15 protein-coding genes are annotated in these 17,117 nt (G+C 41.0%); 9 read left to right on the top strand and 6 right to left on the bottom strand.

The window, feature by feature from the left end:
* Positions 1–4 precede the first annotated feature (4 nt).
* The 5 genes from DDV96_RS04985 to DDV96_RS04965 form a co-directional block, all read right to left on the bottom strand.
* Positions 5–1,927 (bottom strand): BatA domain-containing protein, encoded by a 1,923-nt coding sequence (locus tag DDV96_RS04985; RefSeq protein ID WP_116693658.1) that lies wholly within the window; start codon positions 1,925–1,927, stop codon positions 5–7.
* A 46-nt stretch (positions 1,928–1,973) separates the two neighbouring features.
* Positions 1,974–3,170 (bottom strand): GAF domain-containing sensor histidine kinase, encoded by a 1,197-nt coding sequence (locus DDV96_RS04980; protein ID WP_116693657.1) that lies wholly within the window; start codon positions 3,168–3,170, stop codon positions 1,974–1,976.
* Between the two features lie 36 nt (positions 3,171–3,206).
* Positions 3,207–4,409: a sensor histidine kinase gene (locus tag DDV96_RS04975; protein WP_116693656.1), complete on the bottom strand. Its 1,203-nt coding sequence runs from the start codon at positions 4,407–4,409 to the stop codon at positions 3,207–3,209.
* Positions 4,410–4,513: 104 nt separating this feature from the next.
* Positions 4,514–5,302 carry a TIGR02757 family protein gene (locus tag DDV96_RS04970; RefSeq protein WP_116693655.1) on the bottom strand — a complete coding sequence of 263 codons (789 nt, stop codon included), beginning with the start codon at positions 5,300–5,302 and terminating at the stop codon, positions 4,514–4,516.
* Between the two features lie 3 nt (positions 5,303–5,305).
* Complete coding sequence (locus tag DDV96_RS04965; protein WP_116693654.1) at positions 5,306–5,965, bottom strand: ABC transporter ATP-binding protein; 660 nt, start codon at positions 5,963–5,965, stop codon at positions 5,306–5,308.
* Positions 5,966–6,151: 186 nt separating this feature from the next.
* Between DDV96_RS04965 and msrA the strand changes: the two genes are divergently transcribed.
* The 3 genes from msrA to DDV96_RS04950 are packed head-to-tail and all read left to right on the top strand — an operon-like array spanning position 6,152 to position 7,650.
* A complete protein-coding gene (gene msrA, locus DDV96_RS04960) occupies positions 6,152–6,691 on the top strand; it encodes a peptide-methionine (S)-S-oxide reductase MsrA (protein ID WP_116693653.1) in 540 nt (179 codons plus the stop codon).
* Complete coding sequence (gene folE, locus DDV96_RS04955; RefSeq protein ID WP_116693652.1) at positions 6,691–7,290, top strand: GTP cyclohydrolase I FolE; 600 nt, start codon at positions 6,691–6,693, stop codon at positions 7,288–7,290. Before msrA ends, folE begins: the two co-directional genes overlap by 1 nt.
* Before the next feature lie 51 nt (positions 7,291–7,341).
* Positions 7,342–7,650: a hypothetical protein gene (locus DDV96_RS04950; protein ID WP_116693651.1), complete on the top strand. Its 309-nt coding sequence runs from the start codon at positions 7,342–7,344 to the stop codon at positions 7,648–7,650.
* A 194-nt stretch (positions 7,651–7,844) separates the two neighbouring features.
* On the opposite strand, the gene DDV96_RS04945 is transcribed toward DDV96_RS04950, so the two are convergent.
* Positions 7,845–8,342 carry an outer membrane protein gene (locus DDV96_RS04945; protein WP_116693650.1) on the bottom strand — a complete coding sequence of 166 codons (498 nt, stop codon included), beginning with the start codon at positions 8,340–8,342 and terminating at the stop codon, positions 7,845–7,847.
* A gap of 143 nt (positions 8,343–8,485) precedes the next feature.
* On the opposite strand from DDV96_RS04945, the gene DDV96_RS04940 reads away from it, so the two are divergent.
* From DDV96_RS04940 to DDV96_RS04915, 6 genes are all read left to right on the top strand, one after another.
* Positions 8,486–11,410 (top strand): FAD-binding and (Fe-S)-binding domain-containing protein, encoded by a 2,925-nt coding sequence (locus DDV96_RS04940; protein WP_116693649.1) that lies wholly within the window; start codon positions 8,486–8,488, stop codon positions 11,408–11,410.
* Between the two features lie 67 nt (positions 11,411–11,477).
* Complete coding sequence (gene aroC / locus DDV96_RS04935; protein ID WP_116693648.1) at positions 11,478–12,542, top strand: chorismate synthase; 1,065 nt, start codon at positions 11,478–11,480, stop codon at positions 12,540–12,542.
* Positions 12,543–12,596: 54 nt separating this feature from the next.
* Positions 12,597–13,898 carry a dicarboxylate/amino acid:cation symporter gene (locus tag DDV96_RS04930; RefSeq protein ID WP_116693647.1) on the top strand — a complete coding sequence of 434 codons (1,302 nt, stop codon included), beginning with the start codon at positions 12,597–12,599 and terminating at the stop codon, positions 13,896–13,898.
* 119 nt (positions 13,899–14,017) lie between these two features.
* Positions 14,018–14,815, top strand: coding sequence for a hypothetical protein (locus DDV96_RS04925; RefSeq protein WP_116693646.1), 798 nt, complete (start codon positions 14,018–14,020; stop codon positions 14,813–14,815).
* Positions 14,816–14,903: 88 nt separating this feature from the next.
* Positions 14,904–15,932 (top strand): glutathione synthase, encoded by a 1,029-nt coding sequence (gene gshB, locus DDV96_RS04920; protein ID WP_116693645.1) that lies wholly within the window; start codon positions 14,904–14,906, stop codon positions 15,930–15,932.
* Positions 15,933–16,285: 353 nt separating this feature from the next.
* On the top strand, positions 16,286–17,116 hold the full coding sequence (locus DDV96_RS04915; protein ID WP_116693644.1) for an N-formylglutamate amidohydrolase: 831 nt from the start codon (positions 16,286–16,288) through the stop codon (positions 17,114–17,116).
* Position 17,117 lies beyond the last annotated feature (1 nt).

Raw genomic sequence — 17,117 nt, 5'->3', positions numbered from 1 at the left:
TTTGTTACTTGAAAAATTTTAAAACCAATAGTTCCAGTAGCAAGAACAACAATGCAAAAATAACAAACCATTTCCAAAAACTGTTAATGTTGTTTGCTTCCATTATCGTATCGAACAATGCCGAAATGGAGGCACTGCTATTCGCACCTTCCCAGTTTTCGATATCCATATATTGTAAATTGCTTTCGCTACGGTTGTAATTATAGCTAATAGAAGCAATGAAGTCAGCATCTTTTACAATCTCAAAAGTACCGGCCGTAGCGGGTTCTTCAATAGTGGTCACCGTTACTTTATTGGCCTTGGTTTGCTGCAAGGGTATAAATGTGCTGCTGCTGTCTTTAATTTTCAAGATCTCGTCTTCCATCAATTGCACAGCGATATCAAACTTGTTTTGTTGCCCAATGGTATAGTACAAATGGGGCACTGCTAAACTTTGCTGTGCCATATTATAAAAAGTGGGCACGATCAAGGGCGAGTTTTGAAAGTTAGAGTTTTCAAGATTGATGGGGGCACTTAAAAAGTAAGTGTTGTTTTTCTGAAATATAAACGGATTCCCATCTTCATACCGAAGCACATCAGTGGCATTGGTGTTGGTTTGATAATATGAATTTACGGTGGGATATTGAAAATTCACCACCCGTTTTTCAAAAACGTTTTCATACAATGGATGGTCAAAAACAATTTGCGTAATCTGTTTTTCTGCGGATACCTTCTCCGTGAAACGGCCCATCCCCAAAGTGGCGAGCAGGTTGTTGTAATCGGATAAATTTGCTTTTTCTGAAGGGATCACCAACACACTACCGCCCTGTTTGCTGAACGATTGCAATGCCACGGCCAAAGAAGCCGGAATGTCTTTAAGCCCATTGATGACAATAAAATCCTGATTGGGGATTTCGTTATAGTTTAAATTGCTTTGGGTTTGCTGTGTGTATGCAAATTCCTCTTGGCCAAATAACCGTTGCAGAAACCCTGAATTTACTTCGTTGATGGAAAGTACCTTTATTTTCTTGGGAGCGTTGATGCTGAAAAACAGGCTATTGTCATACGCTAGGTTAGGATCGGTAAGTTCCAGCTTGCCCTTAAGATTTCCTGAAGTTTCAATATCAAAAACCGTGGTGTTCTTTTTTTCTGAAGAAAGGTCTACTGCTGTTTTTGCCAGTAAGGTTTTACCCTTGTACAGTGATACGGGAACGCTCGCCGGTACGTCGCCACTTCCTGAAACAGCTACTTTTAACTGCATGTTGTTTCCGTTTTTTGAAGCAATATAGGCAGTGTCTATGGTGATGTTGTTAGTGTTTACCGGCTGCAACTGCACCGCATTGACCGTTACTTCGTCGGGTATTTCCGGGAAGGCCTCGTTTTGCTGAAAATCTGAAATAAGGATCAACCGTTTATCAGAAGCTTCAGCATTTGAAAATAATTGGTTGGCTTTCAGCAGTACTTCAGAAAGTGCCAACTGTCCCTGTGAGGGGGAAACCGATAGCAGTTCGCTCTTAAAATCTTCCAAAGAGGTGTTTTTCCGGGTAACATCGTTGGTGAACCAACTTATTTTTTCCGAAGGGAGCTGTACATTGTACAAATCTTGAAGGCTTCGGTTCAATAGTGGCCCGTTACTGCCCTTTGCCTGCATACTGTAAGAGTTGTCTAAGTACAACACTGTTTCTTTTTCAGTATTTAACGCCGTTTTTGTTGCCGTAAAAGGTTGTGCAAATGCTATGATGATGCAGGCCAAAGCTAACAATCGCAACAAAAGGGTAATCCATTTTTTAAGTTGGGAGCTTTTGCGGGTTTGGATCGTCACTTTTTTTAAAAAAGCCACATTGGTAAAATCCACTTGCTTAAAGCGCCGTAACTGAAAAAGATGGATAAAGATAGGGATGAGCAGTAAAAAGAGGGCGTAAAGAAGTTCTGGGTGTTGAAACTGCATCCTAAAATTTATTGCCCAAATATATGAAATGCTGTGTAAACAATCGCTATTTCCTTAAGGTAAAGATAAAGGTGCTGCCTTTTCCCAAGTTCGACTCCACCCTGATGCGCCCGCCCATCTTCTCTACCAAGTTTTTAACGGTAGCCAAGCCAATGCCCGTACCGTGTTTACCTTCGCGGTCTTTTACGCCGGTGGTTTTAAAAAGCCCGAAAATATCTTGTTGAATGTCTTTGGCAATGCCTATACCGTTGTCTGTTATCTTGAAGGTATGGTAATCTTCATCGCTTTGATATGCAGCGGTTATTTTAGGGATCTCTGCAGTGTTATATTTTAAAGCATTATCGATCAAGTTAAGCATGATTCGGGTAAGTGCAGGTTCGTTGATGTTTTGGGCCACTCCTGTGGTGGGGTATTCAAAAATGCCATCCTTTACGATGAAGAGTTCTTTAATCTTTTCAAAAAACGCTCTTAATGGTACGTCTGTTTTTTGTTCATTAAGCAATTCGTTGGTTTTGTAGTATCCTAAAGTGCGGTCAATGAGCTCTTTTAACGTATTTGAGGATTCTTCAATATAATCGAGGTACTGCAAGGAATTATCGTTGAATTTTTCTTGGTTCTCTTCCCGTAAAAACCGCGTTAGGGATATGATATTGGCCAAAGGCGATTTTAGGTCGTGCGATACTACATGGGCAAAATTTTCAAGTTGTTGGTTGCGTTCCAAAAGCTCTTTTTCCGCTTGTTGAAATTGACGGTTTTTCTTTCTCAGCTCCAGTAAATTCATCACTTGTTCGGCTAAGGAAGTGAGCGTTTCCTTCTGGACATCGGTTAATGTTCTTGGTTTGTGATCGTACACGCACAAGGTGCCCAATGTGTTTCCATCTGGATCGACCAAAGGCGCACCGGCATAAAACTGGATATCGTACTGCTTTACAATGGGATTGTTTTTGAAAATTTCAGATTTGTGGGTGTCGCTCACCAGATATAAATCACTGTTTTTATGTACGGCATGTTCACAGAATGAAATGTTTCTTGATGATTTATCCAGATCGGTTCCATAACAAGAAAGCAGGAGGTTGTCTTTTTTATAAACAAGCGACACAAACGCAATGGGGGTAGCGCAAATTTTTGCTGCTAAAGAGGTAATGTTGTTGAAATCTGGTATTTCTTGGGAATCAAGGGAGAAATATGCTTTTAGCGCGTTTAAACGCTTGCGCTCTTTTTCTTTGGGGTAAGGGACATTCATAAGTAAAGGATCTACGTAAAGAAGTTTTTTGTGGTTTTACTGGCATGCAATAGAAAACTCAAAAGTTGTGCCTTGTCCCACTTCGGAAGAAACAGAGATATCGCCTTCAAGCTTGTTGACCAGTTTTTTAACCGTGGATAGCCCAATGCCGTTTCCTTTTTGGCCGTTTCTGTCTAAGGTACCAAGGGTGGTAAAAAGCTCGAAGATTTCGTTTAGTTTTTCTTTTTCGATGCCCACGCCATTATCTACGATGGTAATGAAAAGCATTCCATTTTCTTTTTTACAATCAATATCGATAACAATTTTGTCCTTATCGTTGTATTTTAAGGAATTGCCAATAAGGTTGATCAATATTTGCTCTAAGGCTGTTTTGTTACAAGAGACTTCAAGGTTGTTTTCAGGGAGGTTTATTTCACAATCCACGCTAATGTTCAACAGCTCCACGATTTCTTCAAAAAGATGGTGGGTGTCAAACTCTTCGTACGATTGTTGGGAGGTTTTTTCACTTTCGTAATGTTCCAATAGCCCGGTAACGTATTCGCTTAAAGTGAAAGACGATTGTTTTAGGTAGTCTAAATATTCAAGGCCCTGTTCGTCGAGGTTTTTTCCGTATTTTTTCTTTAAAATATCAGAAGTAACGATCATGTTCGCCAAAGGCATTTTCATGTCGTGCGAAATGATACCCGCAAAGTTTTTTAACCGTTCGTTGTTTTCCTGCAATTCTTTTTGCAGTTCTTGCAAGGCGATATTCCTTTTTCGTTCTTCCAGCAGGTTTACTACTTGTGATCCCAACGCTTTTAAGGCGTTTGTCTGTTTCTGGTCCAGCTTCCTTGGTTTGGTATCGAACACACAAAGGGTGCCCAAAGCATAACCATCTGGGCTGAAAAGGGTAACGCCCGCGTAAAAGCGGATGTGTTGCTCTTTAACGATGGGGTTGTCTTTAAACCGTTCGTCCTTTAAGGTGTCTTCTACGATAAATATTTCTGAATTGTCAACAATGGCGTGTCCGCAAAAGGAACTGTCCCTTGGCGATTCCTGTAAGTCAACGCCATGGTGCGATTTTAGGAAATTGCGATTTGTATCCATCAGGGTAATGAGGGATATGGGCGTATCGCAAATGCTTGCTGTTAAAGCAGTAATGTTGTCAAAGTCTTTTTCTGGAAGCGTGTCCAACATTTGATAAGACCTCAACGCTGATAGTCGTTCCTGCTCGTTGGCCGGAATGGCTGGTGTAATCAATAGTAATTCCTCCTATGGGGTAAACCCCGTTTTGTTTTTTGTTATGTTGTAAAGTTACTAAATTTCATTTAGAATTCTACTAATGAATTAAGAAGGTATAAATTTTAAAAAGCCTCGAAAACCCCAAGGCCAAAAAGGGCAAAGTCGTATTTTACCGGATCGTTGGGGTCCAATCGCTTTAGGGCAGCATCGAGTTCGGTTACCGCTTTGGCATCGTTTTGTTTGCGTTTTAGCAGCGACAGGCTTCTGGCCACCCGTCCGCTGTGCACGTCCAAAGGGCAGGAGAGTTGAGAAGGGGAAAGGCTGTTCCATATACCAAAATCAACGCCCGTGTTGTCGTTGCGCACCATCCACCTTAAAAACATATTGATGCGTTTTGCTGCCGAACCCTTTAACGGGTCGCTCACGTGTTTTTCGGTACGTTTTAAATGGGGCAGGCTGAAAAAGAGCTTCTTAAAATGATGAATGGCCGGCTGCAGGGTGTCTTCTTCTGAAAAAGCGGCAAAAACGGCTTCTAATCCACCGTGGTGCAGGTAGATATGTTGAAGTGCTTTTATAAAATACACCAAATCATCGCCGTTAAAAGTGCGATGCACAAAACTGGAAAGCAATTCGGCCTGTTTATTTTGCCTGTCGGCATGCATGGCTTCTGAAAAATTTACAATATAGTCGTAAGGGGAGTTCCCCATTAACTGCATCAATTTTTTTCCATTGTTTATAATACTTTTCCGGTTGCCCCAAGCGATGGTTGCCATTAAAAACCCAGCTATTTCAATGTCTTCTTTTCTTGAAAATTGGTGGGGTATTTGAATGGGGTCGCTTTCAATGAACAACGGCTGGTTGTAATACGCAGCTTTTTCGTCGAGAAACCGTTTTAATTCTGCCCTTCGCATTGATTATCGCAATATTTTTCCGTCCTGCATTTCAAGCATGCGGTCGGCCATTTCGGCCAGCTCTTCGTTATGCGTAACGATTACGAATGTTTGCCCAAATTCATCCCGGAGCTTAAAGAACAGGTTGTGCAGGTTTTCGGCACTTTCGGTGTCCAGGTTGCCGCTGGGCTCATCGGCAAGGATGATGGCCGGTTTATTGATCAAGGCGCGCGCAACGGCCACACGTTGTTGCTCACCGCCTGAAAGTTCGTTGGGTTTGTGGTCTTCCCGATGCGACAGTCCCAGAAAGGAAAGGAGTTCTTTAGCTCTTTTTTCGGCTTTTGGCTTTGGCGTTTTATTGATAAAAGCTGGAATGCACACGTTTTCCAAGGCCGTAAATTCTGGAAGTAATTGATGAAACTGAAAAATAAATCCCAGATTCTTGTTTCGGAACTTTGCCAACTCCTTTCGTTTCAGTGTTTTAATGTCAATGCCATTGATATTCAGTTTTCCCTCGTTTTTTTCTGAATTATCGAGCGTGCCCAATATTTGGAGCAAAGTGGTTTTCCCGGCCCCAGACGCCCCCACTATCGATACAATCTCCCCTTGCTTTATGTGAAGGTCAACACCTTTAAGCACGTGAAGGTCGTCATAGTATTTGTGTAAGTTTTCAGCTAAAATCATGACTGTTCATTAAAACCGTGAAAGTACTGTTTTGCTTAGAGAAACACAATAAAACTTTTTCAACTAAATAGTTTTGTTCTAAGAAATTAAATATTTGTTAAACAAACACGGAGTAACTTAAGGACTTTTGTACTTTGCAGTTTCAAGAAAAAAGCATTTAATTATAGTAATAGAAAAACATTTTTAATGAACGACCATAAAATTGTATTTGCCGGAGGTTGTTTTTGGTGTACCGAAGCCGTTTTTCAACGTATTGAAGGCGTAGAGAGCGTAATTCCCGGATTTGCTGGCGGTACCATTAAAAACCCGGCCTATCGGGAGGTAATAACTGGCCGCACCGGGCATGCCGAAGCCGTTGAAATAACCTACGACCCAAACAAAGTAACCATGGAAACTTTGCTAGAAATATTTTTCGCCACCCATGACCCCACAACATTGAACAGGCAAGCAAACGATGTAGGCACCCAGTACCGAAGCGCAATATTTTATACTTCGGAAGAACAAAAGCAAATAACTGAAGATTTCATTACCTTGCTCACCGAAAAAGAGGTGTTTGACAACCCCATCGTGACCGAGGTGAAGCCGTTGGACGCTTTTTATAAAGCCGAAATAGACCATCACGATTATTATAATCAAAACACCCAGCAACCCTATTGCCAATATATTATTAACCCTAAGATCGATAAATTAAAAAAATACTATTCCCATAAACTAAAAAGCACTTAATGGCATCTTATACATTTTTTGAAGAGTACAACGAAAACGTAACAAACGATTTAAAAACGCATTTTTCTGAAATTTTAACCCAACTCGGGGAAGACGTTGATCGGGAAGGGATCGCGAAAACCCCAGAACGCGCCGCAAAGGCGATGCAGTTTTTAACTTCCGGTAATTGCCAAGACCCAGCCGAGATATTGAAATCGGCCATGTTTGCTGAAGATTACCACGATATGGTCATCATTAAGGATATTGAGCTGTACTCGTTGTGCGAGCATCACATGCTTCCGTTTTTTGGTAAAGCGCACATTGCCTACATACCCGATGGCCACATAGTGGGACTCAGCAAAATCCCAAGGGTGGTGGATATATTTGCACGTCGCCTACAGGTGCAAGAGCGGTTAACGCACGATATCCTGGAATGCATCAACAATACGTTAAAACCCCAAGGCGTGGCAGTCGTGATTGAAGCTGCCCATTTGTGTATGATGATGCGGGGTGTGCAAAAACAAAACAGCGTGACCACGACTTCAGGTTTTCGTGGGCAGTTCGAGAAAATAGAAACGCGGGATGAATTCCTGAAACTGATAAGCAATGACCTTTCATAACATTTGGCAGGTTTTTTGCGTTATAAACAGTAAATAATCGAAATGCATACTATGACAAATTCAAAATATACCTTGCTCAAAAAAGGACTTATATACGACCTGGTGGGGATGGCCACTATGTTCGTCCCCGTGATCGGACCTTTTCTGGACATCTTATGGGCGCCTTATGCTGCCAAGAAAATGAGCGATATGTACGAAGGAAAACAAGGAAGGATAGCCTCTATTGTTGTCTTTATAGAAGAAATCCTGCCCATTTCAGACTTTATGCCAACATTTACGTTAATGTGGTTGTACACCTACGTTTGGCAAGGCAAAAAAGATCCAGTGGCCCAAACCATTGAAGTAGAACTGGAAGAATAGGCAACGCTTAAGAACACTTGGATGCTCCATTCTGAAACTTCAGAAAAACACCAGTCTAATTTTATTTTAGTGTTAAATTTTTGGTAGTAAAATCCTGCTAGATTAAGTTTTACCTAAAAACCAGATCAACCAAAGGCCCATAAAAAAAACCTTGCTGTAGTAAGCAAGGGTTTTATTTAATATTTCATTTGGTTTTAAAATTGGTATCGGACCCCCAATGCGATATCAAAGTCTAAATCGTCGTTGTAGTCGCCAAAACCAATTTCCGGTCTAAAGTCCAGCGACAGCAATAAGGGAATGTCAAAATTATACTCGATACCCACATCACCAGCTAAAAAAACATACGTTTCTGAATCATCGTACCTGTTTTCTGGAAAGAAATCGTCGTCATAATCCACATTGGCGATACCAGCACCAGGACCAACGTACCAATTGAAACCGCCGTCTATGTTCCATACCCATTGGTACAGGCCAATTAATTTAAAGGCGTTAAAATCGCTATTGCTTCTCCAGCCCAAACCAAATTCAAGTCGGTTATTGTCACTGCCAACGGCACGTTGATAGTTGATTTCGGGACCGAAACCGTCATTACCTCCTAATCGAAGTCCAATGGCATTATCGGATATCACCTGCGACTGTGCAGAAAATGAAAAAGCTCCAATAGCTACTAAAATCAATACAAATTTTTTCATAATTGTGTTTTTTGTTTGTTATCAATAGCAAATGTAGGCTGATTATCCGCTGGTTTGTGTTAATGCGTTCCTAACTTTAAAAGTGCATTTGGCAAATTTTTGTTAAAGAAGAAGCATTCGTTTTTTTACATTTACAGAAACCTATGAAAAACCAACTTGCTTATTTTAAAGAAACGTTTAAAGGTGATTTTCACTACGGCGACCTACACAAAGCACTATATGCCACAGATGCTTCGGTGTACCGTAAACTCCCTTTGGCAGTAGCTTTTCCGAAGACTGACCAAGCAATTCTACAACTTATTGAGTTTTCACAGGAGAATAATACATCACTCATTCCGCGAACAGCAGGAACGTCGCTCGCAGGGCAATGTGTTGGCGATGGTATCGTAGTCGATGTTTCTAAATATTTTACTAACATCATCTCGGTTGATACTCAAAATAAAACGGTAACCCTGCAACCGGGCGTTATTAGAGACGAACTGAATGCCTATTTAAAGCAATATGGACTGTTTTTTGGCCCCAACACCTCGACCTCCAACAGGTGCATGCTTGGCGGGATGGTAGGCAATAACAGCAGCGGCACGACCTCCATTCAATATGGCGTTACCCGCGATAAGGTCTTGCAGCTTAAAACCATTTTGGCCAATGGCGATCCGGTAGTTTTCAGTCCACTTTCCAAAGCAGCATTTCTTCAAAAAACAAAAGAAGACAGTTTTGAAGGTCGCATCTATAAAACGATTTATGCTGAATTAGCTTCGGAAACCGCCCGTGCCGAAATTAAAAAACACTTCCCAAAACCTGAAATCCACCGTCGAAATACGGGCTATGCAGTCGATGCGCTTTTGAAAAATGAAGTGTTTGATGAAAATTCTTCCGAAAAAATCAACCTCTGTAAATTGCTCTGCGGAAGTGAAGGTACCCTTGCGTTCACTACCGAAATCACGCTCCAGTTGGACGATTTGCCGCCCCAGCACACGGCAATGGTGGTGTCGCAGTACAAAACCCTTGAAAACTGCTTGAATGATGTGGCTATCGCCATGCAGCACAACCTGCACACCTGCGAAATGATGGATGATGTAATACTAGATTGCACCAAACAGAGCAAAAAGTACGAGCCGTACCGCTTTTTTGTAGAAGGAACACCAAAAGCATTACTGTTGTTGGAATTAAAAGCAGATACAGCTTCGGGGCTTCAGCAACAAACCGAAGCCTTATTGCAATCCCTCTCAAAATCAGGCTTGAGCTACACCATGCCGGTATTGAAAAATGAAGAGATAGCGATGGCCTTAGAGCTCCGAAAGGCGGGGCTCGGGCTGTTGGGCAATATGGTAGGTGACAATAAAGCCGTGGCGTGTATTGAAGATACGGCAGTAGCGTTAGAAGACTTACCCAATTACATAGCTGATTTCACCGCATTGATGCAAGAATATGACCAAAAAGCAGTGTATTATGCCCACGCTGGAGCTGGAGAGTTGCATTTACGGCCTATTTTAAATTTAAAGGATGGGGAAGGGGTTGCCTATTTTAGGAAAATAACGACCGATGTTGCCAAACTTTGCAAAAAATACAAGGGTTCGTTTTCGGGCGAGCATGGCGACGGTATTGTGCGAGCCGAGTTTCTGGAACTGCTTATTGGACAGCAGAATTTTTCCCTTCTGAAGAAAATTAAACACGCATTCGATCCAGAGAACATCTTCAACCCTGGAAAAATAACCGATGCATGGAAAATGGACCAGTCGTTGCGGTACGAAACCGACCGTAAAGAACCTGAAATTGATACGATTTTAAATTTTTCAGATTCTGAAGGAATCCTTCGTTTGGCCGAGAAGTGCAACGGAAGTGGCGATTGCCGCAAAACAGCCGAAATGGCCGGTGCGATGTGCCCCAGTTACCACGCCACCAAAAACGAAAAGGACACTACAAGGGCCCGAGCCAACATGTTACGTGAAGTATTGACAAACAATACTGCAACGAATAAATTTAACAATAAGGACTTAAAAGAAGTTTTTGATTTGTGCATCAGTTGCAAAGCCTGTGCAAACGAATGTCCCAGCGATGTGGATATGGCTACGGCAAAAGCCGAATTTTTATATCAATATAACAAAGCAAACGGGGTTTCTTTATCAAACAAATTATTTGCAAAAAGCAGTCGGTTGAATAAAATGGCAGCACGGTTTCCAAAGCTCACCAATGCGCTCTACAAAAATGGATTCACTTCACAGTTGATTAAAAAAATAAGCGGGATGGCTACTGAAAGGAGCTTGCCTTTTGTTTCAAGTGAACGTTTTGGTAAACTGTTGCAATCAAAACAAAATCAACTTAATGAATATATAAAAGAAGTGGTGTTGTTTGTAGATGAATTCAGTAATTATCTGGATGCCGAAATCGCTGAAGATGCCTATGATTTATTGATTGGTTTAGGGTATAAAGTAACGGTCATTCATCATTTGGACAGCGCAAGGGCGTTGATAAGCAAGGGGTTTTTGGAAGAAGCAAAAAAGCAAGTCAATAAAAACATCGCTTATTTAAAAGGCATTGTTTCAGCAAATAAACCGTTACTCGGTATTGAGCCTTCCGCTATTTTGGGCTTTCGTGATGAATATCTTCGGATTGCAGATGATATCGTTTCAGCAAAAGAACTATCAAATAACAGTTTTTTAGTGGAAGAGTTTCTGGCCTCAGAAATTAAATTGGGGAACATTTCCGAAGCCAAGTTTACTTCCGAAGAAAAAATCATTAAAATACACAACCATTGCCATCAAAAAGCTTTGAGCAATCAAAAAGTTACGTTCGATTTACTGAACCTTCCCAAAAATTACAAGCCCACCATTATTCCCTCAGGTTGTTGTGGCATGGCTGGGAGCTTCGGCTACGAAAAAGAACATTATAAGGTAAGTATGCAAATTGGGGAATTGAAATTATTCCCAGCGGTGCGGAAAGCTTCAAAAAACACGATTATCGCTGCCAATGGCACGAGTTGCCGGCATCAAATAAAAGATGGGACAGGAGTGGAAGCACTGCATCCGCTCACTATTTTAAAGCAAGCGCTTATACAAACCCAAAATTGACGAATTATAAAACGGAAATATTTTTTCCCTTTTCAGTTGTAAGATTTACATTTGTTAAAAACAGGCTATGGCAGGAAATTCCTTTGGAACTATATTTAAACTCACCACCTTTGGCGAATCGCACGGCGAGGCCATTGGCGGTATTATCGATGGTTGTCCTGCAGGGTTGCCCATAGATTTCAAGGCTGTTGAAGCCGACATGCAACGCCGAAAACCCGGTCAATCTGCCATTGTTACCCAACGAAAAGAACCCGATACGGTACAATTTATCAGCGGTATTTTTGAAGGAAAAACTACCGGAACGCCCATTGGTTTTGTTATTGAAAACACCAACCAGAAGTCTAAAGACTATTCGCATATAAAAGATACCTACCGGCCTTCGCACGCAGATTACACCTATGATAAAAAGTATGGCAATCGTGATTATCGGGGTGGCGGGCGTTCTTCAGCGCGTGAAACCGCTTGCAGGGTGGCAGCAGGAGCCATTGCCAAACAGTTGTTGAAGGATATTAAAATAACGGCTTACGTTTCGGCTGTGGGTGAATTATCCCTTCAGAAAAACTATTCAGAAGTTAACTTCGATGAAATAGAAAACAATCCTGTTCGCTGTGCCGATGCCAATATGGCTTCAAAAATGGAAGCCTATATAAAAGACATTAGAAAACAAGGGGATACCGTAGGCGGGCAAATTACCTGTGTGATCGAAAACGTTCCTATTGGCCTGGGCGAGCCTGTTTTCGATAAGCTGCACGCCCAATTGGGCAAAGCGATGCTGTCCATAAACGCTGTAAAAGGCTTTGAATATGGCAGCGGTTTTGAAGGGACAAAAATGCAAGGCAGTCTGCACAACGACCTTTTCAACAGCGATGGTAGCACCAAAACCAATTACAGTGGTGGTATTCAGGGTGGGATAAGTAATGGAGAACCCATCTATTTTAATGTAGCATTTAAACCGGTGGCCACCATTATGCAGAAACAACAGACTATCAACTCAGAAGGCAAACAAGTTGAAATGCAGGGCAAAGGCCGTCATGATCCTTGTGTAGTGCCGCGTGCCGTGCCTATTGTAGAGGCGATGGCGGCATTGGTATTGGCAGACTTTTGGCTTTTAAATAAGGTTTCAAAACTCTAAAAGATTATCTGTATATTACGCGACATAAAAAAATAAACGATCATTAGTACTTATATGAAGAAACTGGCATTACATTGGCAAATTTTACTTGGAATGGCACTCGGGGTGGTTTTCGCCCTTATCTTGACCAACTTTGGTTGGGGCCCCGATTTTATTGAAGATTGGATAAAACCCTTCGGAACCATTTTTATAAATGCCTTGAAGTTAATCGCCGTCCCCTTGATTCTTGCGTCATTGATTAAAGGAGTTTCCGATTTAAAAGATATTTCCAGTCTCTCCCAAATGGGTTTGCGCACCATTGTCACCTATATAATTACCACGGTAATTGCCGTATCCATTGGGTTAGGGGTTGTTAACCTTATCAAACCGGGAAAAACCATAACTGAAGAAACCCGTTCTGAATTGGTGGAAGCCTACGGTGGCGAAGCCGAAATGAAACGTCAAGATGCCCAAAGACAAAAAGATGCTGGTCCGTTACAGGCTTTGGTAGATTTAGTACCTAGTAATATTATTGGGGCTTCTTCCAGTAACCGAAATATGCTCCAAGTAATATTTTTCGCTATTTTCTTCGGAATAGGATTGATCTTGATCCCTGAAAAAACGGCACAACCGGTAAAAGACTTCTTCGATGGCTTTAATGAAGTTATCCTGAAGATGATCGATCTCATTATGCTTGCGGCTCCGTATGGGGTTTTTGCATTATTGGCAGCTTTGGTCGTAGAAGCCCCAAGTGCCGACCTTTTTGCCGCCCTAGGAATGTATGCCTTATGTGTATTGGGCGGATTGGCATTAATGATTGGCGTGTATATTTTATTGGTATGGATATTTACAAGACACACACCAAGGAGTTTCCTAAACGGAATCGGCCCAGCTCAATTATTGGCTTTTTCAACCAGTTCCAGTGCGGCAACCTTACCGGTCACTATGGAACGGGTAGAAGAGCACTTAGGGGTAAAACGTGAGGTAACCAGTTTTGTGTTGCCCATTGGTGCCACCATTAATATGGACGGAACCAGTTTATACCAAGCCGTGGCGGCCGTATTTATAGCACAAGCCTTTGGGATGGACCTCTCTTTCGGAACCCAATTAGGTATTATCGCCACTGCAACCTTGGCTTCTATCGGTTCAGCAGCCGTACCTGGAGCAGGGATGGTGATGTTGGTCATTGTTTTGGCACAAGCGGGTATTCCTGAAGCTGGACTGGCGTTGATTTTTGCCATCGACAGGCCTTTAGATATGTGCCGAACCACCGTGAACGTAACCGGTGACGCTGCTGTTTCTATGATGGTGGCAAAATCGCAAGGTAAATTGGGCGTGCCGCATGTGAAGGATTGGGATGATAACTATAAAAAGTGATCGTTCATCGATTTAACCGATTTTTAATGTCGGGAATCCGATTATTGTTTTATTTTTAGTTTCCCTATCTACTTTTCTGTCATCTATTTAGCTATGATTTAAGTTTAAAAATCATAGTTATGAAGCACTATTTCTTTTTTATCGTATGTAGTTTTTTCACGTTTTTCGTATCGGCCCAAGTGGGGATTGGCACGGTAAACCCATCGCCTGCGGCTATGTTGGAGGTTAGTGGTACTGCCGATGGTGGCACAACCTATAAAGGGTTTATGCCCGCCAGAGTTGATAATCAATCTGATAAAAACCAAATCAATGCTACCTCTACAGATGTAGGACTTTTAATTTTTGTTATTGATACTGGTACTTTGGAAATTTGGAATGGTATAAACTGGGAAACTATCTATACATTAACTACAAATACAACTACGTTAGCTGCACAAGATTTTGATGGAAACTTGACTTGGAATTACACTTTGAATCCTACAGCATACGCAACGGGAAATGATATTTGGGATATTGGTAATTCACTTGGTACCGGCGACACTTCAGCGATAGATATTGTTTCGGGTGATTTCTTGGCTTGTCGTGACTTAGACAATCCAATTCACCCAGGAGGTATTCAGCACGAAATTAGATTTGTAGATGTTGATGTATCCTCCTTAACTAACCCAAGGATCGCATTTGATTATGATGTTTTCGAATTTGATAATGGAGATGATGTAAATTATCAAGTTTTTCACGATGGCGTTGGTCAGCCAGTAGTTAATTTAATTAATGGAAACTCTAACCTTACGGTCCAAGGAACAGAAATCATTACAATTCCAGCTTCCGTCACAAATGTAAGAATCACTGTTTCAATTGAACAGGATGGAGATCCTGATTATGCAGGCTTCGATAACTTTAGGATTTATGGGCAATAAAAAAATGATTTCTCCAACCTTTCTCCAAAAAAACTTTGAGGTTTTGCCATAATTAGTATATTTAAAAGACTAATTAAAACCAACCCTCATGAACGTTTGCTTTATCATGTACCCTTGGGATGAAATAGACCCTGAAAACGACTCAACTTTAGCTTTAATTAAAGAATTTGCCAAACGTGGCCACGGAATAGTCACTACTACACCGGCAAACCTAACCATACGGGATAGTGTTGCTTTTGCATTTTCTAGATGTTTAAAGCGAAAAGATAAATTGGCTAAAGGATTAAAAGCATTTCATAAAAGTGCGGAATTTTATGACGAAATGTTACCAATGGCGGGCTTTGATGTAATTATACTTCGTAGCAACCCACCACTGGATATGATTATGCTCAATTTTCTGGATTCAGTTAAGGATGATGTGTTTATAATGAACGATCTTGATGGAATTCGTCGTGCAAACAATAAACTCTACACTGCAGTTTTTGAAGACGAAAAAAACGAAATGATTCCACGGACTCATGTGACAAAAAACAAACAGTATTTAAAGAAAATAATTAAAGAAGGTCCTGACCGAATGATTTTAAAACCTCTAAATGGATTTGGTGGTTCTGGTGTCATTTTAATTGAAAAAAGTGCTATGAAGAGTATCAATTCTTTGTTGGACTTCTATATTGACAATAAAGATGGAACTACAAATTATGTGATTTTACAGGATTATATTGAAGGAGCCGATCAAGGCGATGTTCGTATTTTATTGTTGAACGGTCAACCTATTGGAGCGATGCGCCGTGTACCGGGCGATGAAGATCATAGAAGTAATGTAAGTGCTGGGGGCAGTGTACAAAAACATAGTTTGAGCAAACAAGAAAAAGAGCTGTGCCGTCGTATCGGCCCAAAATTGGTGAAAGACGGCCTGTATTTTGTAGGCATTGACGTTATTGGTGGGAAGTTGGTAGAAGTAAATGTGATGTCGCCCGGCGGCATTACCTATATGAACAAGGTGTACAAAAGCAAGATACAAGAAAAGATTATTGACTTTGTTGAAGATAAAGTGGTGGAACGCGTCAATGCTTTCGAACGTCGCCAAAAACTGCGCAAGCATGTAAGTGATGCTTAGACGATTTTTGATTTACGATTTATACAGGATTTTCAACAAAGGTGGCTGAGTGGTTCCGCTTTTTCTGCGGAATTGTATCGAAGCGACCGCCGGATGAAGGTCGAATAATGAATGACGAGGTACGATTTTGAATAAAAGTTGATTGAGTGAATTTGTAAGACCAGTAGGGATTACGAATTTGTACCGAAAGCACATTTATGAATTTAATAAAAAAACGATTGTTGGTTATGAAAGCTATAATCCAGTTTATAATAGCACGCATAATCAACCAACTTCGAATCTTGTTCCTTTAGATGAGTATATTGTCGTTTGGAAAGAGAGTGGTTCTTTATTTCGAAAATTGAACAAAATTTATGCAAAAATTATCCATTTCAGAAATTATAAAAAAGATTGAGGCTGAGGAAACTTTTGAAGCTGTGGCTGACGATTATTCCTTCACTTTAAAAATTGAGGAATATGTATCCTACGTTTGTGGTGCTGTGCACGATGGACATCAATTCAGGAAAGAATTGTGGGAAAACTGTTTACACACCGAATACGAACGTTGGTTTGAAGAAGACCCGTGTACCAAAGCGTTTATAAAAACAAATCCAATTGTGTTAGCCGGTCGCGACAGCCGATTTGAATACGATCTAAACCGTGAGCCCGATAACGCTATTTTTGATGAAGCTTGGGGCAAACAGTTGTGGAAAGAACCGTTGAGTCCTTCAGAAAAAAAACAAAGTCTGGAAAAGCACACCGCATTTTATTCAGTGGTCCACGCCTTGGTTTCAAAATTGGAAGAAAAATTTGGAGCCGTTGTTGTGTACGATATACATAGCTACAATTGGCGCCGATGGGATAGGGAAGTGCCGGTCATCAATTTGGGGACCTCAAATATTGACAATGAACGCTTTGGTGATTTGGTTGAAAATTGGCGGCAATCGCTTTCAGAATTACAATTGCCCCACGAAATACAAGCTACCTCAAAAATTAATGACACGTTTTTCGGAAATGGTTATTTCCTGAAATTTATTACCAAAAACTTCAAAAATACCTTAGTTTTAGCGACTGAATTCAAGAAGATTTATTGTGACGAGTTGCGAGAAGTAATTTATCCTGAAGTGATTTCAGCTATTGAACAACAACTTCAGAAAAAAGTTAAGGAGCACGCTGCATTATTTCACAAAACGTTCAACAGTTAAT

This window comes from Marixanthomonas spongiae (genome assembly GCF_003095375.1).
In the GTDB taxonomy this organism is placed as follows: domain Bacteria; phylum Bacteroidota; class Bacteroidia; order Flavobacteriales; family Flavobacteriaceae; genus Marixanthomonas; species Marixanthomonas spongiae.
This window is presented reverse-complemented; position numbering and strand designations above follow the sequence as displayed.